The sequence below is a fragment of the Arenibacter certesii DSM 19833 genome, assembly GCF_000429545.1.
Lineage (GTDB): Bacteria > Bacteroidota > Bacteroidia > Flavobacteriales > Flavobacteriaceae > Arenibacter > Arenibacter certesii.
In genome coordinates, this window is record NZ_AUCB01000040.1 from 1 (window position 1) to 20,334 (window position 20,334).

At 36.4% G+C, this 20,334-nt stretch carries 17 protein-coding genes and 1 pseudogene; 16 read left to right on the forward strand and 2 right to left on the reverse strand.

Translation table 11 applies throughout. The features are described from left to right. The 15 genes and pseudogenes from G466_RS24140 to G466_RS22370 all read left to right on the forward strand — a co-directional run. Positions 1-224: hypothetical protein (locus tag G466_RS24140; RefSeq protein WP_034235984.1), on the forward strand; the 224-nt coding region annotated here is incomplete at its 5' end. A gap of 80 nt (positions 225-304) precedes the next feature. Continuing rightward, positions 305-3,988, forward strand: a complete 3,684-nt coding sequence (locus tag G466_RS22365) for an efflux RND transporter permease subunit (RefSeq protein ID WP_084418907.1) — start codon at positions 305-307, stop codon at positions 3,986-3,988. Further along, complete coding sequence (locus tag G466_RS0116335) at positions 3,985-5,196, forward strand: TolC family protein (protein WP_026814614.1); 1,212 nt, start codon at positions 3,985-3,987, stop codon at positions 5,194-5,196. Before G466_RS22365 ends, G466_RS0116335 begins: the two co-directional genes overlap by 4 nt. Before the next feature lie 62 nt (positions 5,197-5,258). Then, the gene (locus G466_RS0116340; RefSeq protein ID WP_026814615.1) at positions 5,259-7,592 is read left to right on the forward strand and encodes a multicopper oxidase domain-containing protein; all 2,334 of its coding nucleotides are present in this window, start codon (positions 5,259-5,261) and stop codon (positions 7,590-7,592) included. Positions 7,593-7,642: 50 nt separating this feature from the next. Then, positions 7,643-8,245, forward strand: coding sequence for a DUF3347 domain-containing protein (locus tag G466_RS0116345; protein ID WP_026814616.1), 603 nt, complete (start codon positions 7,643-7,645; stop codon positions 8,243-8,245). Further along, positions 8,246-8,698, forward strand: coding sequence for a heme-binding domain-containing protein (locus G466_RS0116350; protein WP_026814617.1), 453 nt, complete (start codon positions 8,246-8,248; stop codon positions 8,696-8,698). Between the two features lie 25 nt (positions 8,699-8,723). Beyond that, a complete protein-coding gene (locus G466_RS0116355; RefSeq protein WP_026814618.1) occupies positions 8,724-9,278 on the forward strand; it encodes a DUF3347 domain-containing protein in 555 nt (184 codons plus the stop codon). A 441-nt stretch (positions 9,279-9,719) separates the two neighbouring features. After that, positions 9,720-10,319 (forward strand): DUF2911 domain-containing protein, encoded by a 600-nt coding sequence (locus tag G466_RS0116365; protein WP_026814619.1) that lies wholly within the window; start codon positions 9,720-9,722, stop codon positions 10,317-10,319. Between the two features lie 252 nt (positions 10,320-10,571). Beyond that, complete coding sequence (locus tag G466_RS0116370) at positions 10,572-11,051, forward strand: DUF305 domain-containing protein (protein WP_026814620.1); 480 nt, start codon at positions 10,572-10,574, stop codon at positions 11,049-11,051. 11 nt (positions 11,052-11,062) lie between these two features. Further along, on the forward strand, positions 11,063-12,865 hold the full coding sequence (locus G466_RS0116375; RefSeq protein ID WP_026814621.1) for an efflux RND transporter periplasmic adaptor subunit: 1,803 nt from the start codon (positions 11,063-11,065) through the stop codon (positions 12,863-12,865). 262 nt (positions 12,866-13,127) lie between these two features. Continuing rightward, positions 13,128-13,694, forward strand: coding sequence for a helix-turn-helix domain-containing protein (locus G466_RS0116385; protein WP_026814622.1), 567 nt, complete (start codon positions 13,128-13,130; stop codon positions 13,692-13,694). Between the two features lie 143 nt (positions 13,695-13,837). Next, positions 13,838-14,158: a four-helix bundle copper-binding protein gene (locus tag G466_RS0116390; protein ID WP_026814623.1), complete on the forward strand. Its 321-nt coding sequence runs from the start codon at positions 13,838-13,840 to the stop codon at positions 14,156-14,158. Positions 14,159-14,404: 246 nt separating this feature from the next. Then, positions 14,405-16,663 carry a heavy metal translocating P-type ATPase gene (locus tag G466_RS0116395; protein ID WP_026814624.1) on the forward strand — a complete coding sequence of 753 codons (2,259 nt, stop codon included), beginning with the start codon at positions 14,405-14,407 and terminating at the stop codon, positions 16,661-16,663. Between the two features lie 20 nt (positions 16,664-16,683). Continuing rightward, complete coding sequence (locus tag G466_RS0116400) at positions 16,684-16,896, forward strand: heavy-metal-associated domain-containing protein (protein WP_008616468.1); 213 nt, start codon at positions 16,684-16,686, stop codon at positions 16,894-16,896. Between the two features lie 12 nt (positions 16,897-16,908). Continuing rightward, positions 16,909-17,681 (forward strand): annotated as a pseudogene (locus G466_RS22370) (M90 family metallopeptidase). Positions 17,682-17,798: 117 nt separating this feature from the next. Here G466_RS22370 and G466_RS0116410 read toward each other — a convergent pair. After that, a complete protein-coding gene (locus tag G466_RS0116410; RefSeq protein ID WP_229797254.1) occupies positions 17,799-18,506 on the reverse strand; it encodes a hypothetical protein in 708 nt (235 codons plus the stop codon). A 75-nt stretch (positions 18,507-18,581) separates the two neighbouring features. Further along, complete coding sequence (locus G466_RS0116415; RefSeq protein WP_229797253.1) at positions 18,582-19,370, reverse strand: hypothetical protein; 789 nt, start codon at positions 19,368-19,370, stop codon at positions 18,582-18,584. Between the two features lie 530 nt (positions 19,371-19,900). Between G466_RS0116415 and G466_RS0116420 the strand changes: the two genes are divergently transcribed. Further along, entirely contained in the window at positions 19,901-20,296 is a 396-nt protein-coding gene (locus G466_RS0116420; RefSeq protein WP_229797252.1) for a hypothetical protein, read from the forward strand. The last annotated feature ends 38 nt before the right edge of the window (positions 20,297-20,334 follow it).

Genomic DNA, 20,334 nt, shown 5'->3' on the forward strand with positions numbered 1-20,334 from the left:
AAAAGGATAAGGGCCAGGACCAGGGCCACCGAGATCTTATGGATATTCTTCGGCATCCATACCGGCAACGCACTGGAGATCGGCAGGGGGGTGTCGGCCATGGCGCTGGAAAAAGCGGCATAGGGACTAGCGATCCGAAACTTCGATGGGAAAGGTATGCCAGAACCTCACTAAAACGACCAAAAAGCCCTCTTAAACCGGACGAAAATCCACTTCGAAAATAAACCATAAAAAAAATCCCGGAAACATCGATGTTCCAGGATTCGTTCTGTCCAGTTTTTAGTGAAAATCGGCCTACTCCCGAATATCCCTTTTTATTGCTTGGGGAGTCGTAAACGCCCCGTTTGAATGGAATACAGGCTCACTTCCTCGAGACCCTGTTGCCGTAGATGCCATACCAGATATTGGCGAAAACCAACAAATTGTATTTACTAAATGGGATGGTCGTTCCCCTCAAGATATTGAGGATCAAATTACTTATCCTCTAACCACATCGCTTCTTGGTATTCCAGGGGTTAAAACAATACGTAGTTCATCTATGTTCGGGTTTTCGAGCATTTATATCATTTTCGAAGAAGATATTGAATTTTATTGGAGCAGAAGCCGAATACTTGAAAAATTAAACTCATTACCAGCCGGACTTCTACCAGAAGGCGTTAATCCAGCACTTGGACCAGATGCAACAGGACTTGGCCAAATCTATTGGTACACCCTCGAAGGTCGGGATGAAAATGGAAATGTTACGGGTGGTTGGGACTTGCAAGAATTACGAAGTATTCAAGATTTCTATGTGAAATATGCCCTGTCTTCGGCAAGCGGTGTTTCTGAAGTCGCCTCAATTGGTGGTTATGTATTGGAATACCAGGTGGATGTCAACCCAGAGTTGATGAAACAATATAAAATTGGTTTGAATGAAGTTGTAAAAGCCGTAAAACAAAGCAATAAGGACGTTGGTGCACAGACTTTGGAAATTAACCAAGCTGAATATCTGATACGTGGCTTGGGGTATGTAAAATCCCTTGCCGATTTGGAAAACGCTGTGGTAACATCAGAAGATTTCACCTCAATACGCTTAAAGGATATTGCAAAAGTTTCCCACGGTCCTGCTACAAGAAGAGGTCTTTTAGATAAAGAAGGAGCAGAGGTTGTAGGTGGTGTTGTGGTAGCGCGCTATGGTGCCAATCCAATGGAGGTTATCAATAACGTTAAAGAAAAAATAAATGAATTAAGTTCAGGCTTGCCCTCTAAAACATTAAGTGATGGTAGAACATCACAACTTACCGTTGTTCCCTTTTATGACAGAACAGAATTGATACAAGAAACCTTGGATACGCTGGAGGAAGCACTGACATTACAAATTTTAGTCACCATTTTCGTAATCATCATAATGGTATTCAATTTGCGGGCTTCCATATTGATTTCGGGATTATTACCTATAGCGGTGTTAATGGTTTTTATTTCGATGAAACTCTTCAATGTAGATGCGAATATTGTGGCCTTATCGGGTATTGCTATTGCTATTGGAACAATGGTAGATATGGGGGTTATCCTTACAGAAAATGTGCTGAGGCATATAGACGAAAGTGATGAAGATGTGCCAATGGATACCATTGTGTACAATGCCACTGCGGAAGTTTCCGGGGCTATACTCACAGCTATACTGACCACTATTATAAGTTTCATTCCGGTATTCACGATGATCGGTGCTGAAGGTAAATTGTTTAGACCATTGGCTTTTACCAAAACTGCTGCCCTAATAGCAGCCTTAACTGTGTCCTTGTTTTTAATTCCACCGTTTGCAGCCTATTTATTTAAAAAGAGAAGCATAAGGACTTCTTTTAGCTATATTTTAAATGGAACGATGATTATTCTGGGTATTGTATCCCTTATTTTCGGATACCCGTTAGGATTAATATTAATAGCATTTGGTACGGTTGGCATTCTGTCGTTAAAGGAAATCATTACCGCAAAACTGGCGAATACTATCAACATATTTGTCTCTGCATTTGCTCTTATATTTTTACTGGGAGAATATTGGAGGCCATTGGGAGTTGATAGAAGCTTCTTTATAAATGTAATTTTTGTAGGTCTTATCTGTTTTGGTCTTTTAGGAGTATTTACACTTTTTAGAAAGTTTTATGTCCGAATTTTAAGTTGGGCATTGCGTAATAAGGTTTTATTTCTGTCTGTGCCCACCGCCATTGTAATTTTGGGCGTGTTGATTATGCGTGATACTGGTAAAGAATTTATGCCATCCCTTAATGAAGGTTCCTTTTTATTGATGCCTACCTCCATGCCACATTCTGGTGTTGAAGAAAACAAGCGGGTATTGCAGCAATTGGATATGGCAGTAGCTAGCCTTCCAGAAATTGAAACAGTCGTTGGTAAATCTGGGCGTACAGAATCAGCATTAGACCCTGCACCGTTATCGATGTATGAGAATGTTATTCAATATAAATCTGAATATATTTTAAATGAAAATCGCAAAAGACAACGCTTTAAGGTAAACGAAGACGGCTTATTTGTTTTAAAGGATGGCAGTTTAGTAACCAACCCTAATAGCGAAATTGAGGATGACAATTCCAATTACAAGGCATCCGAATTAAAAGATCCTTTTTCTGTCACTAGTTCTCAACTTATTCCAGATGACGATGGAGAGTACTTTAGAAACTGGAGACCAGAGATTAAATCACCAGATGATATTTGGAAAGAAATTGTAAGGGTTACAAAGCTTCCTGGAGTTACTTCCGCACCCAAGTTACAACCTATTGAAACACGCTTGGTAATGCTACAAACAGGTATGCGAGCACCAATGGGAATAAAAGTTAAAGGGCAGGACTTAAAAGAAATTGAAGCCTTTGGATTGCAATTGGAAGATTTATTAAAACAATCAGAAGGCGTTAAGAACGAAGCTGTATTTGCTGACCGTATTGTAGGTAAACCTTATCTGTTATTGGATATTGACAGGGATCGACTGGCGCGATATGGAATTACTATTGAAGATGTTCAACAAGTCATTCAGATTTCAGTTGGAGGAATGGTATTAACACAAACTGTTGAAGGTAGGGAACGTTACGGTATTCGAGTGCGATACCCAAGAGAATTACGAGCAAACCCAAATGACCTCGAAGACATTTATGTTCCTGTTGAAAAAGGAAGTCCAGTACCATTAAGTGAGCTTGTGACTATTAGATATGAGCAAGGACCACAAGTTATAAAGAGTGAGGATACGTTTTTAGTAGGATATGTTCTTTTTGATAAACTAGATGGTTTCGCTGAAGTAGACGTGGTGGAAAATGCACAAGCGCTTATTCAGGAAAAAATCGATTCAGGGGAATTGATTGTGCCTAAAGGTATCAATTATCAATTCACGGGAACATACGAAAACCAATTACGAGCAGAGAAAACTCTTGGTGTTGTTGTACCATTGGCACTTGCCATTATTTTCCTTATCCTTTATTTCCAGTTCCGTTCCGTGAGCACATCTTTGATGGTATTTACTGGAATTGCAGTAGCCTTTGCTGGAGGATTTCTAATGATTTGGTTTTATGGCCAAGATTGGTTTCTAAACTTCAATTTCTTTGGGGAAAATCTACGAGACCTCTTTCAAATGCACACTATTAATTTAAGTGTTGCGGTATGGGTTGGTTTTATTGCTTTGTTTGGTATTGCTACAGATGATGGTGTGGTAATGGCCACTTATTTGACCCAAACCTTTGATAGAAATACGCCAGAAACAAAACAGGAAATTCGGGCATCTGTAGTCGAAGCAGGAGAAAAGCGTATTCGTCCATGTTTAATGACAACGGCAACAACTATTCTAGCGCTATTACCGGTATTAACATCAACGGGGCGTGGGAGTGATATAATGATTCCAATGGCAATTCCTTCATTTGGAGGGATGCTTATTGCACTTATAACCCTATTTGTGGTACCAGTTTTATTCAGCTGGAAAAAAGAATTTCAATTAAAAAGAGCTGTAAAATGAAACATATAATATTTATAATCTGTTTGTTGTTTGTGCCAACTTTCGCAAAAGCACAAGATTTAGAAACTCTTATTCAAGAAGCATTAACCCAAAGTCCAGAGATTCAAAAGTTTGATTTTCAGTATCAAATTGCTTCTGAAAAAGTAAATGAAGTTAACAGCTTACCAAACACAGAATTTAATTTTGGCGTTATGGCTATAGCACCTGAGATGGATATGCCTATGGAAAAATTTAATGCCTCTGTAATGCAAATGTTACCGTGGTTCGGAACGATATCTGCAAGAGAGCATTATGCCACATCAATGGCAGACGCTCAGTATGTTGAAGTAACAATCGCAAAACGAAAATTGGCACTTTCTGTATCACAATTTTATTATTTGCTCTATGAAATTAGAGCCAAACAAGAAGTGCTTGATGAAAATATAACACTCTTGGAAACTTATGAACGCCTTGCACTCAATTCTTTAGAGGTGGGCAAGGCATCAGCAGTTGATGTGTTGCGGTTACAAATTAGACAGAATGAGCTAAAACAGGAAATAGATGTTTTAATTCAGCAAAATAAAGGGATACAAGCAGCAATGAACAGTTTAATAAATCGGGAATATAATAAAGATGTATCAGTAGCTTCTGTTCTGGAAATCCCAGAAGATGATAGTTTTTATGGCTACGACGCCTTGTCACTAAACCCGGAATTGCTTAAATATGACAAACTTTATGAATCTGTGGAACAGTCCGAGTTGTTAAACCAAAAAGAAAGTGGTCCAATGATTGGTTTCGGAGTGCAGTATATTAACCAAGAAGATAGTCCCATGATTACCAGTTCTTTTAAAGATATGGTTATGCCTATGGTTTCTGTGTCAATTCCAATATTCAATAATAAATATAAATCTCAAACCAAGCAAAATGATTTGCGGAAAAAGGAAATTCAATCCCAAAAAGATGAACGTCTAAATGTCCTTAAGGCTGAATTATCAAAGGCTATTTCGCAGCGCAACCAGGCAAGAATAAAATTCAATACACAGGCAAACAACCTGAAACAGGCTGAAGATGCTGAAGAAATTCTTATTAAAAACTATGAAACGGGAACGATTAATTTTAATGATGTACTAGATATTCAGGAATTACAACTAAAGTTTCAAATGGGGCAGATTGAGACAACCAAGCTTTATTATGTTCAAACCGCTCTTATTAATTATTTAACGAATTAATACAATCCGATCTGGGGCAATTAGAAGAACTAATTTTTATTAAAATTGAGAAAACTAAAAATATGAAAGCAATACACTATTCAATTCTATTCCTATTAATAGGCTGTCCAGCACTGTTTGCACAGTCTGTTGAAGGCAATATTGATAATTTGCCAGTAAAGGAATATACGTTAACCCTCAAAGAAGAAATGGTTAATAAAGCGGGAAAAGAAGTAAAAGGGATGACCGTTAATGGGACAATCCCAGGGCCAACCCTTGAATTTACCGAAGGCGAATATGCGGTTATTTATGTAAAAAATGAAATGAGCGTTGAAACTTCGGTGCATTGGCACGGATTTCTTTTGCCAAATTTCTACGATGGCGTTCCTTATTTGACTACGCCACCCATTAAGGCTGGAACCACTTTTAAATATGAATTTGCAATTAAACAAAATGGAACGTATTGGTATCACTCGCACACAATGCTACAGGAACAAAGTGGTGTTTTTGGTTCCATTATCATCCATCCAAAAGAAGAAAGCTTCGAGTATGACAAAGATTTAGTGTTAATGTTGTCCGACTGGACAAATGAAAAACCAATGAATGTGCTACGAAACCTTAAACGAGGTAATGAGTGGTATCAAATGAAGAAAGGTACATCTACCCCTTTAAATCAAGTGATAGCAAGAGGTGCCTTTGGTGCACAATTAGATTTCTGGCGTCAACGGATGGAAGGTGCCGATATTGCTGATATTTATTATCCTGCATTTTTAGTCAATGGTAAAGAGATTGCAGAATACCCTGAATTTCAACCAGGTGAAAAAGTCAGGTTGCGCATTATAAATGGATCTGCTTCCTCACAATTCTGGATGACCTTTGGAGGCGAAGCGCCAACAATGGTTTCTGCTGATGGAAAAGACATTGTTCCTGTAAAGCGTAGCAAAACATTTATTGCTATTGCAGAAGCCTACGATTTTATTATAACTATTCCTGAAAATGGTAAAATTGAGTTGCGTTCAATGGCGCAAGATGGCTCTGGCACTTCCTTGGCATACATTGGTAATGGCAAAATTCTACCTGCAGAAATTCTTCCGAGACCTGACAAAATCCAAATGATGCAAGAAATGGCTAAAATGAAAATGAAAATGGGTGCTCACGCGCTAAAATTTCAGCCAGGTAAAGATGAACGTTTTGAGATGAAAGAAGAATATGGCATGCAGATGGATGATATGAAAGGGATGGAAATGGACGGTAAGATGAAGATGGATCATTCTAATATGAAAAATAATAAAATGGCGAATGATATGAAAATGGATTCTACAATGTCCCATATGGATCATTCTAAAATGGGAAATAGTGATATGAAAACGGATGAAAAAGAATCAAACACTATGGAGGGAATGGATATGTTTTCAGAATACAACTATGATTATTTGAAGTCTCCTGAAAAAACAACGTATGCAAAAGGCACACCAGTTAATGAAATCCTGTTGAACCTCACAGGGAATATGAACCGATATATTTGGAGTATGAATGGTGTTCCCTTGTCTGAAACTGATAAGATAAAGATAAAGGGAAATCAAGTTACAAGAATCACTCTAAACAACCTTACAATGATGCATCATCCTATGCATTTACACGGTCACTTTTTTAGAGTTATTAATAAAAATGGAGAATACTCGCCCTTAAAACATACCGTAAATGTTCCGCCAATGGAAGAATTAACTATCGAGTTTTATGGGGATGAATATGGAGACTGGTTTTTCCATTGTCATATTTTATATCATATGATGGGTGGTATGGCTAGAGTAATGAGTTACGATACACCTAGAGATACTAGAATGGAAGCCTATCCCGTTTCAAAATTGATTAAAGAAACAGATTTATGGTATTCTTGGGGAATGGTTGATGTAGCTTCACATATGACTGGTGCAACATTTATGACGTCCAATATTAGAAACCAGTTTACGCTTTCGGCGGAATATGGATGGAACGAAAACCTTGAAGCAGAATTTACATATGAACGCTATTTACACGATTATTTACGTGTTTTTGGTGGTGTAAATGTTGAAAATGAAGGAGCCGATAGTTTGGATGAAATCAATACAACCGCTATTGCAGGAATTAGGTATTTAACCCCATTTCTGTTTAGTCTAGATGTTCGTATGGATAGTAAGTTACGTCCACAAATTAGTTTGAGTCGTGCGATAACTATTTTTCCAAGAACGGTTCTTTTTGGAGTTTATGAGTATCAAGCAGATTTTGGATGGGTAGATGAATTACCACTAGGTGATAGCTTTAAGAAAGAAGTCGTCTGGAGTGCAGGAATTGAATATTTATTATCTAGAAATTTTTCAATTATAGGTAGTTATGACAATCGCTTTGGAGCAGGTGGTGGACTATCTGCACGTTTTTAATAAAACAAAATAAATCACAATTAATATTAATAATCAAAATCAAATACAAAATGAGCAAATTAAAAACAACATTAGGTATCGTTGCGATAGCATTCATAACCTTAACAGCAGTGTCTTGTAAAGACAACAACAAAGAACAAAATAACACTGATGTAGACCATTCCGAAATGAATCACGATAATAGTGATGGTCACCACGATAGTGAAAAAAAAGACATGGCAATGAGTGGAGATGGTAATTCAGAAGTCATATTAAACGATTATTTCAATCTTAAAGATGCATTGGTTGCCGATGATAATGCTAAAGCCAAAGAACTTGGTGCACGCCTGGCAACAAGTTTAGGGAAGCTTGATGTTTCTAGTTATACAGATATGCAAAAGACCGATTTAAAAGATATTATTGAAGATACCGTAGAACACGCAGAACATATTTCTGAAAGTGATATAGCACACCAGCGAGAGCACTTTAAAATCTTAAGTGAAGGTGTAACGGATATGGTCGCAATTACTGGAACTAAAAACACGCTATACCAACAATTTTGCCCAATGTACGATGGTGGTAGTAATTGGTTAAGTATGAGTGAAGAAGTAAGAAACCCTTACTACGGAAGTAAAATGCTGAAATGTGGTAAGGTGCAAAAAGAAATTAACTAGATGAAGATTGTAAAAGTCATAGCATTAGTATTATTGGTAGGGTTTGTGGGGATACAATTTATTCCCACAGAACGCAATCAAAACGATACAGTACCCAAAACTGATTTTATGTTAGTCCATAATGTTCCTGAAAAAATTCAGCAAAAGTTACAGGTATCCTGCTATGATTGCCACAGTAATAACACGCAATACCCTTGGTATAATAAAATTCAACCCGCTGCTTGGTTTTTGGAAGACCATATTAAAGAAGGAAAAGCTGAACTTAATTTTAATGAATGGGATTCGTTATCAAACAGAAGAAAAAAGAGCAAGTTAAGGTCAATCATCAAACAGATTGAAAGTGACGAAATGCCTTTATATTCTTACACGTTGATTCATAAAGACGCAAGCTTTTCAGAAGCTGAAAAACAGGAACTAATCCGTTGGATAGAACAATTAAAAGATAGTATATAAACAATAACAATTAAAAACAATAAAAATGAATAATTTAAAAATGAGTATCGCAACAATGCTATTGTTAGCAGTTTCTTTTACCAATGCACAGGAAAAGGAAAAAATGAAAATGGACCATAGTAAAATGGACCATAGTAAAATGATGAATATGAATAGTGATACAAAGGCTGAAGCAATATTAAATGATTACTTCAACCTAAAGGATGCCTTGGTTGCAGATGATACCAAAAAGGCAGCCCAAGAAGGCTCTAAATTGGCCGCTTCACTAAAAGCCTTTGATGCTTCAAAGTATACGGCAGAAGAACAAAAAGAATTAGCTGACATAATTGAAGATGCCACAGAGCACGCCGAACATATTGCAAAAAGTGATATGGGCCATCAAAGAGAGCATTTTAAAACCTTAAGTAAGGATATGTCAGATTTGATAGCAATTACAGGTACAAAAAGCACGTTATACGAGCAATTTTGCCCAATGTATGATGGTGGTAGCTCTTGGTTGAGTAGCAGTGACCAAGTGAGAAACCCATATTATGGCAGTAAGATGCTTAAATGTGGTAAAGTTCAAAAAACTATTCAATAGATAATTCCTTTTAAAAAATCTTAACGATATTCTGGTTATTAGTTAACAGAAGGTTGTAAGATGATAAAGATATCTGAATAGTGAAGTCCTGTCGTGGGGAGGAGATTAGGTTTAATAGTTAGTAAAACCCTTCCCGTGTACAGGCACAATGAATTTTGAAAAAGAAAAGTTGATTGTAAAAAAGGTGGGAAATCAATAATTTATTGTTGTACTAGGTTCTTTCCCAATCAGGAAAAAATTTAAGTCCTAATGAGAGAAAGAGAATATCTGTTTTGTTGGTTTAGCAGTAAACCTCTTTCTCTTAATTGGGCACAATGATGGATGGGGTTGTAGCACATGTGTTTACGGTAAAAAATTATGTTTATATTTTTGTATTAACAACCAGTAAAAAGGGAAATACCTTCTAAGAAAGGAATGTCTGCTTAAAAAAAAATGAAATAAATGAAAAATCTTATGAGATTACGGAGTCAATGTCTTCTATTGTTATGCACTCTTGCTTTTATGGCCTGTAAACAGGAAAAAAAAGATACTGACATAATTCCCGAACAATCGCAAACTAAATCTGTTTCGAAGCCATTAAAAAAAGTATTAAGTCCACATGTTTCAGCTACGGGAATAATTGGCGACACTCATATTCATATAGATTATTCATCACCTGGAGTTAGAAATAGAATAATATTCGGTGGCCTTTTGGCTAATGATCAGGTTTGGCAAGCTGGTGCGCATATGGCTACTTGGATAGAAACTAACAAAGATATAATTATCGACAATACAGTCTTACCTGCTGGAAAATATGGTTTTTTTGCCATTCCATCGAACGATGAATGGACTGTCATTTTTAATTCTAATTGGAATCAACATGGCAAAGATGATTATAATAAAAACGATGATGTTTTGCGTTTTAAGGTTAAGCCAAAAGCGTCAGATGAAATAATGGAACACTTAAAATATGAAGTTGTCAAAACCAATGATAAAGAAGGCACTATCTCACTAGCTTGGGAAAGTGTATTAGTTGCTTTTAACTTTCAATGCACGCCATAATGGTAAATAGGTACACAGTTCTAATAATAAGAAAAACAGATCGATTACCGTAGTTCGCGTTGGTTTGACTTTTTATGGATGACTCATACAATGGATTATGAAGGCAGGGATAGCTTTAACACCGTAATATTCTGAGCATTCTCATGATTAGGGGTAATTACAGTAGTTTTTTACTTTGTGATACGTCATCGCGAACCATAAAAAAAATGATTAAAAGGAAATGAAAATATAGAACTCTAAAATCAATATAAAATGGAAAGATCAAGTCAACACAAGAAAAACAACTACACGAAATTTGTAGGTATGCTTGCAGCATCCTTTGTAGCAATGTATGTTACAATGTACCTAAACTCTTATGAAATAGATCACGTCTACTTTAGTCTTACCCGATTTTATATGAGTTGTTTGGGTATTGCTGCAATGGCCATTATAATGTTTGTGGCGATGCGAAGTATGTACCAAAACAAAAAGAAGAATATAGCAATCATCTTGGGAAGTATTGTTCTTTTTGCTGGCGCATTAGGTCTTGTGAGAGCCCAAGCTCCAATTATTGGCGATGTACTATGGATGAAAGCTATGATACCGCATCATTCTATTGCCATATTAACTAGTAAACGAGCTGACATACAAGATCCGGAGGTTAAGAAATTAGCAGAGGATATTATTAAAGCGCAAGAAAAAGAAATTGCAGAAATGAAAGCAATGATAAAACGATTGGAAAATAACAAATAAATAAAATTAAAATGAATAAATATATCATTTACATAGGTGTTGCCTTGATTGTGGGTCTTTTAGGCGGCTTTCTATTATTCGGTGGAGGTTCTGCGGATAAGACTACAAATAACGTTACAGACACGCACGAACATTCAGAAGAAATTGCTGCTAATCAAATGTGGACCTGTTCAATGCACCCACAAATTATGCAACCAGAGCCTGGCGACTGCCCAATATGTGGAATGGATTTAATTCCAGCTGAATCAGGTGCCGATGGACTCAATGCCAATGAAATCAAAATGACCGATAACGCAATGGCTCTAGCCAATATTCAAACGTCTCTTGTGGGACAAGGACAAATAGGAAATAATTCCCTAAAATTATCTGGAAAGATAAAAGCAAATGAAGAGTCAAATGCCGTACAGGTCACATATTTTGGAGGAAGAATTGAAAAACTATACGTTAATTCAACAGGAGAACGTGTTGGCGCAGGACAACGCTTGGCAACTATTTATTCGCCAGAATTAGTTGCGGCACAACAAGAACTGCTTACCGCTTCATCCTTGAAAGAATCGCAACCAGAATTGTATAAGGCTGTTAGGAACAAACTTAAACTTTGGAAACTTTCCGAAAAGCAAATCAACGCCATAGAAACTGCTGGGAAAGTGCAAGAAAACTTTCCGGTTTTTGCAACCGTTTCAGGAACGGTAACAATGAAAATGGTAGAAGAAGGGGATTATTTAAAGCAAGGACAACCCTTATATAAAATTGCGAATCTCAATACAGTATGGGCAGAATTTGATGCTTATGAAAATCAAATTGCATCCCTAAAAGAAGGGCAAACTATTAAAGTGACCACAAATGCTTATCGCAATGAGGTTTTTGATGCAAAAGTCTCATTCATCGACCCCTTATTAAATTCTGCAACTAGAACGGTGGTTGTAAGAGCGGTCTTGCAAAATAAGAAAGACCTCTTTAAACCGGGAATGTTTGTGGAAGGTATAATTGAGGGTACGCAAACAAGCACCGAGAATACCGTTTCCGTACCGTCAACCGCTGTTATGTGGACGGGAGAACGCTCTGTAGTCTATGTCAAAACAAACCCTAATGAAGCTATTTTTGAAATGAAAGAAGTTTTATTGGGCAATGCCACTGGCGATAGTTATACCGTTCTTGAAGGTTTAAAAAATGGAGATGAAGTGGTAACTAACGGCACGTTTACAGTAGATGCCGCGGCACAGCTTCAGGGTAAAAAATCAATGATGAATCAAGAAGGAGGTAAAACTATGACAGGACACGAAGGACATTTGGGAATGCAAGAAGATGGTTCTGGAGAAAATATGGATGTAACCGATCATTCTCAAATGAAGGAAAGAATTAAGGTTTCAAACAAATTTCAGAATCAGTTAGAACAGGTTTTTGATGATTATATTCTTTTAAAGGATGCATTGGTAAACGATGATACCAAGGGTGCTCAACAAGCAGGAGAACAAATCAACCAGTCCTTGAAAAAAGTGGATATGAAGTTATTATCTGATGAAAAGGCGCATAACCATTGGATGACCATTCAAAAGGAACTAAAATCATCTGCAAATGCTATTGAGAACAGTTCAGACATAGGAGAACAAAGAGGGCATTTTAAGCATCTTTCGGCACATATGATAAGTGGTGTACAGCTTTTTGGGGTCAACCAAAATGTATATATCCAGTTTTGCCCAATGGCCAATAACAATAAAGGTGCCTATTGGATAAGTTTGGAAGAAGAAGTGCGAAATCCATATTATGGAGAGGCTATGTTAACCTGTGGAGAGGTAAAAGCAACTTTAAAATAAAACGAATTACGGATTAATCAAGTAATCTACATAAGGCCAAAAAATAATCTTGGTTTTATAATGGCGAACGATAATGAGTGAAAGCAGAAGAAATAGACGAAAAAATGAAAGGAAGAAGCATCAACCTAAAAGTAATATCACAAAAAAAGATAAAATTATAGCTTTTGTTGTGATAGTATTGATTTTTGTAATTGCTGCGATAGCTGCTGTTTACTATTCTTTACACAATTCTGGGTTAACCTTGTTTTAAAACAAGTATTATATGAATGAGATTATCTATATTAAAAATATGGTCTGCCCAAGATGTATCTCGGCAGTATCCAATATTTTAAAACAACTTGAAATATCCTATGCTTCTATTAAATTGGGAGAAGTTAAATTAGTGTCAACATTAAATGCAAACACCAAAAAAGAGCTTTCCGAAGCCCTTCAAAATTCAGGTTTCAGTTTGATTGACGACCGTAAAAGTCAACTTATTGAGCAAATGAAAACTTTGGTTGTTGAGAAAATACATCATTCCAACGACGAAACCGATTTAAAATGGGCAGATATTATAAGTGGTGAACTTAATTTGGATTACAAATATTTAAGTTCCCTATTCTCGTCAGTAGAAAGCATCACGTTTGAGCAATATATCATCAACCAAAAAATTGAACGTATAAAAGAACTCATAGTTTACGATGAACTAACCTTAAGTGAAATAGCTTTTCAACTACATTATAGTAGCGTTGCATATTTAAGCAATCAGTTTAAAAAGGTTACAGGTATGACACCTTCAAACTTCAAAAAAAGCACTAATCAGAATCGTAAATCTTTGGATGAGATTTGATGTTAAATTGTATTAATCCGAAAATTTTACAAATCATTCGGCATATTTTATAACAAAAGACACTATTATCTAAGTTAAATTGTTTGTAGTAATATCTGCTATAGTAGCAGATTATTTTTAACAATTTAAATTCTTAAATATTTATGAAAAATTCAAAGTTAATCGAAGCTTTAAACAATTGTGTAGCACATTGTAATTACTGTGCAGATGCCTGTCTTGACGAAGACAACATCAAGATGATGGTAGATTGTATAAGAACTGATAGGGCTTGTGCTGAAATCTGTAGTGCAACCGCAAATTTGCTTGCGTCAAATTATGAGGATGTTAGAGGTATGGTAGAACAATGTCGTGATATCTGTAAAAAATGTGCTGATGTATGTGCCAAGCACGACCATAAACATTGTCAAGAATGTGCAGATGCCTGTCGAAAATGTGAAGAAGCTTGTAACGAATATTTAAAATAATACAGCTTATATCAATTGATTATAGTAAGGTGCTACAACCTCAAATTATAAAAGGCTACAACTAATATTGTGGTCTTTTGCTTTATTAAAAATCAGGTATAAGTTATCTTGTTTGTATCGTAAACTTGGGAAAATTACATATTGGCGACCCTTACGAAGCAAATTCTACAAATCATTCAGCATATAATGTAACACATTAAAGTCCTTTAATCCTGAAATTTGCAGTGTACAAATAAGAATGGGTTTATGGAGACAATCAACATATTTGAAACCAAAAAAAAGAATGTTAAACAGGGAATAAAAGAATCATTCCCAGTTATAGGTATGACCTGCGCATCTTGCGCAGCAAGCGTTGAATCCGTTTTAAAACACACAGATGGCGTATTTGATGCTAGCGTAAACTTTGCGAGCAGTTCTGTTCTTGTAGAGTACGACAAAGAGTTGAGTCCTAATCAACTTCAAAATGCACTTCGCGAAGTTGGTTATGACATAATCATTGATGCGGAGAATCCTTCAGCAGTACAACAAGAACTACAGCAAAAACATTATCAAGACATAAAAAACCGTACTATCTGGTCGGCCATACTTACCCTTCCCATTTTTGTATTAGGAATGTTCTATATGCAATGGGAACCAGGCAAATGGATTTCATTGGTATTGGCCTTTCCAATTCTTTTTTGGTTTGGGCGCAGTTTTTTCATCAATGCCTTCAAGCAGGCCAAACACGGTAAAGCAAATATGGATACCTTGGTGGCGTTGAGTACCGGAATCGCCTTCCTCTTTAGTGTATTCAATACCTTTTTTCCTGAATTTTGGTTAAGTCGTGGCATCGAGCCTCACGTATATTACGAAGCGGCTACCGTGATTATCACCTTTATTTCCTTGGGGAAACTATTGGAAGAAAAGGCAAAATCAAATACATCTTCAGCCATTAAAAAACTAATGGGGCTTCAGCCTAAAACCCTTAAAATTATTGAGAATGGGGAAGAGAGGGAAATCCCTATTTCATCCGTACAGGTTGGTCAGACCATTTTGGTGCGTCCCGGAGAAAAGATTCCCGTGGATGGCGAAGTTTCCAAGGGAAGCTCATATGTAGATGAAAGTATGATTACTGGAGAACCCGTTCCAGTTCAGAAATCCCAAGGGGAAAAGGTATTCGCTGGTACCGTTAATCAAAAAGGAAGTTTTCAATTTACCGCTGAAAAAGTAGGTGGAGAAACCCTGCTTTCCCAAATCATTAAAATGGTTCAGCAAGCGCAAGGGAGTAAGGCACCCGTTCAAAAACTGGTCGATAAGATTGCCGGTATTTTCGTTCCTGTGGTATTGGGTATTTCCATTGTAACCTTCATTGTCTGGATGTCTTTAGGAGGCGATAATGCCTTTTCACAAGCCTTATTGACCTCTGTAGCAGTATTGGTAATCGCCTGTCCTTGTGCTTTGGGATTGGCAACACCTACCGCCATTATGGTGGGAATTGGTAAAGGCGCAGAAAATAATATCCTTATAAAGGATGCCGAAAGTTTAGAACTCGGTCATAAAGTGAATGCTGTCATTCTTGATAAAACAGGTACAATTACAGAAGGAAAACCTTTAGTAACTGATATATTTTGGAAGGATAAACTCGAAGATATCAACGAATACAAAAAAGTTCTTCTAGCTATTGAAGCACAATCAGAACACCCTTTGGCGGAAGCTGTAGTCAATCACTTAAAAGATGAAAATATTGAAAAAGCTGAAATTGCTTCTTTTGAAAGTATTACAGGAAAAGGTGTGAAAGCTCAAACAGAAAATGGTTCACCATACTATGTTGGAAACCATAAACTAATGCTTGAGAAAAATATTCAAATCGATGCTTCCTTGATGCAAACAGCAGAAAGTCTCGAAGAGCAAGCGAAAACCGTCATTTTCTTTGGCAATGAAAAACAAGTGCTGGCGATACTCGCCATTGCAGACAAGATTAAGGAAACTTCAAAAATGGCCATAGCAACACTTCAAGAACGAGGCATTGAGGTCTATATGCTTACTGGAGATAACAATAAAACCGCATCTGCTGTCGCAAAACAAGTAGGAATAACAAATTACCAAGGAGAAGTGATGCCTTCGGACAAAGCGGCTTTTGTCGAAAAATTACAGGCGGACGGAAAGATAGTAGCAATGGTGGGCGATGGTATCAACGATTCGCACGCTTTGGCGCAAGCCAATGTGAGTATTGCAATGGGTAAAGGTTCGGATATAGCAATGGATGTAGCGAAAATGACCTTGATAACATCGGATTTACAATCCATCCCAAAAGCATTGGAACTATCAAAAAGAACCGTGTTGGGCATACGTCAGAACTTATTCTGGGCATTTATTTACAACATTATTGGCATTCCAATTGCAGCGGGAGTTCTTTATCCTGTAAATGGGTTTTTGTTGGATCCGATGATTGCAGGTGCAGCAATGGCATTCAGTAGTGTATCCGTAGTTGCAAATAGCTTAAGACTTAAACGAGTAAAACTTTAATAATAAATAAATTCAATACTATGAAAACTTTAAAATTTAAAACAAATATCAATTGTGGTGGGTGCGTATCAAAAGTCACCCCTTTTTTAAACAAACAAGAAGGTGTAGAAAGTTGGGAAGTAGATACCTCTAATCCTGATAAAATCCTAACCATTGAAAGCGATGGTGTAACCGAAGAAGATGTAAAGGCGACTTTGCAAAAAGTGGGATTTAAGGCCGAACCTGTAGATTAATACGTTTTTAATATGGCTTATATTTTTATTTCGGTTGTGATTGTTCTTTTTGCTGTTCATTTTTATAGAAAAGCAAAACGTCATAGTGTAAAACCATTTCCAGAACATTGGCATAAATTATTGACGGATAATGTGCTGTTTTATAGAAATCTATCAAAAGACGCACAGCTAATTTTTCAGCAAAAAATGATGCTATTTTAAGTGAGGTCTATATCGATGCTGTGCAGTTTGAACTGGAAGAGTTGGATAAGGTTTTAATTGCAGCAAGTGCCGTCATTCCAGTTTTTGGCTTCAAGGAATGGCACTACACAAATTTAAGTGGCATCCTTTTATATCCTGATAATTTTAATGAGGATATGCAATTTAGCAGTAAGGATAACTCACGGAATATTGGTGGAATAGTTGGAAATGGAAGGTTCGAGAAACAGATGATACTTTCCAAGAAAGCATTGTACCACGGCTTTAAAAATACAACCGATAAAAGCAATACTGGCATACACGAATTTGTGCACCTTATAGATAAGTTGGACGATAGAACAGACGGTGTGCCAGAGCGGCTAATGGAACATCAATATGCCATACCTTGGTTAAACTTAATCCATAAAGAAATGGAAGCGATTAACGATAACCATTCAGATATTCGTAAATATGGTGGAACAAATCAAGCTGAATTCTTTGCGGTTGCTTCAGAGTATTTTTTTGAACGAGCGGATTTACTAAAAAGAAAACATCCAGAACTTTATGGGATGTTGGTGGAATGTTTTAGGCAAGAACCGAGCACTTGAGAAAATGAATCAGGCAAACTATAGAGAGTTCAGTTTACACTCTCGTGTAACGTGCTCAAACGTTAGTTTACTATGATTTCCGCATATCCTGCAAGTTCCTTTACGTTTCAAATTATCCTATGAATCCAGTTTTTTGATTTTATCAGTTAGTTCTTCAGGTTGTAAAATTGGTATTGCTTCACGTTCTACACGCAATCCCAATCCTTTGGTCTGATTTATATGGTTAGTAGTAAATTGATTTATGTGAACGTAAATAATTCCAATATCATCACTCATTCGGGTTTGCCAGTCAAAACCATACAATTCTTTCAACCATTTAAAAGGTGTAGTTCTGAACATAACATTGGGGTTTTTGTAATGCCGGCCATCATCCAATAGTATGATTAGCAGATAAACCCTGTTGAATCCAATTTCGGTATATCCATTTGCCTGAATAGTTCCCTTTTTTTGAACGCTTGTAATCTTGTTTATTTTTGGTGGTTGATTTTCAAGCGATTCGGTTTTTACTATTTTACATTCTATTCCAACCGCATTTTGTTCCTTTCCTTGTTCATACAGAAGAATGTCAATATCCCCTGGCATTTTGTTTGGGATTGTGATAGGTTCTTTAACGCCACATTGGTATTTCACCGAATTTGCGGATGGAAATACATTACTAAATAACATCTTTTTGAAATCTCGATTTTCCATAAGCCAATTAACGGCTTGGTCTTCGCTATCAAAAGTTCTGGTAACACTTACATCTGGCTTGGGATTGTTTACGAAAAATGAAATGGTCGAAGAACCATCAAGAGGTTGTCTATCCGAAAACACATATTCTGTCACCTCATATTCTGGTGGTGGTTCTTTTCGGAAGAATTGAACTATTCTATTTTTAATACCTGCCCATATTCTCGTACGTTAAAATGGAAATATTTGGTTAGTAAATTGTTTGAATATGTCGCTGGCGATAGCTTTGTCAAAGGCTTTGGCTGCGACCAAATCGCCAAGTTTTGATTTTAATAACTGACCAAACGATTTTTTGCTAAGATGCGGAATGTCTTTGCGCAGCTCATCAAACTCATCGAAGATGATTTGCTGACCATATCCTGATCTTTTAACTTCGGCAAGTACCTCTTTGAGAAGTGTTTTTAATTCTTCATCAGAATCGCTAATTTTTGAGTAGTCGGGCACTTGGGATTTTCTGGCTTGTTCAATGGCATACTTTCCCTCAAGTTTTAGTTTGGCATTTACCTCACGACCATTCATAGTCTCAATAAGGCCTCGTTCTTCAAGCATTCTACCATAGTCCCAATCTTCGCTACGCCCACCTAACTTTAGGCCGTTACCTTCAAGAATCCACTTAATAGAATAGTATTTCCCATCATTATACAGTTCATATAGTTTAGAAAGTATAAGATCAAGAATGCCTTCGGTATCAAGGTTTTTATGCTCTTCTAAATCAATGTCATCAGCTCGCACAATAGCATCTGAAATGAATAATATTTTTAAATAGTAATCAAGCCCATTAATTTCATCTTTAATGGTTTGAATAGTGTTTTTGACTCTTTGGTCGATACCTAATTTCATTCCGAAATTATATCCTTGTTGAGCCTTAAACTCGTATGCAAAATTGGTGTGTTCAGGGTCAAAAGAAGCCTTTACATAACTGATTACATCGCTTTCCCACGATTGTTTTTCCTCTTTCAATTCATTTAATAAATCCTCAGTTCTTGCTGCTTTATATTTTTTAATAAGCGCATTTCCTTCGGACTGAAAATTTTCAAGACTACTTTTAAATTCAGTCCATTTAACCTTTACATTTATCAGTGTAACGGTGCAAACTGCCGAAAGAAAAAAGGAAAGCTTTTAGATTACTATATAAAAAAATACAAACTGAAAAACAAAATAGAAGTTGAACAAATGGATTGTAATAATAAATGCGAGCAAGCTCCTGTTCTTCATCTTCATCCAGAGGATATTTGGTTTTCGGAAAAAGATTTAGGGACAATAGTTAAAAAGCATGTTTTGAATAAATAATCGTTTTTGCGTTTGATAGGGGTACTATTTCTGGTTTAAAACCTAACGATAATTAGCAAAAAACATTAGTTGCAATTATAACATTAGTCTATTACTCTACAAACACATAGAATCTCTAAAAATTTTAAATAAATTATAGTTTACAGCTATAATCTTTGCACTGCCTGTGCATCCATTATTTTGTATCTTTGTCAAACTTTATGAAAATATTCGTTTCCATATCAATGTCTATTTTATTCTTTTTTCAAGGGATTAGCATAGATATGGACTTTTGTGGGCCAATTAAAGAAATTTCAAGTATTATTACCCATTATCAAGACCATAAAGTTTATGGCGACTCTTTCCTTGAATATGTAGTTGAAGATTACATTGACAATGATGCAAAAAATGAAGGGCATCATAATAACCCAGATAAGGAGAATACCCCAGTTCATTCACATAATCAATGTTGTCATTCTTTAGTATTAATTATTGCGAACAACAATTCGGCTTTAACCAATCGACTAAAGTTTGAAGAGAAAAAACAGTTTAACTTACATAAAGTAAACTTCACTTCCAGATATTTGGAATCCCTTTTCCAACCCCCTCAAGTATAATTCAGTTTTTTTTAAGGATAGCTATATCCTTACGTGAT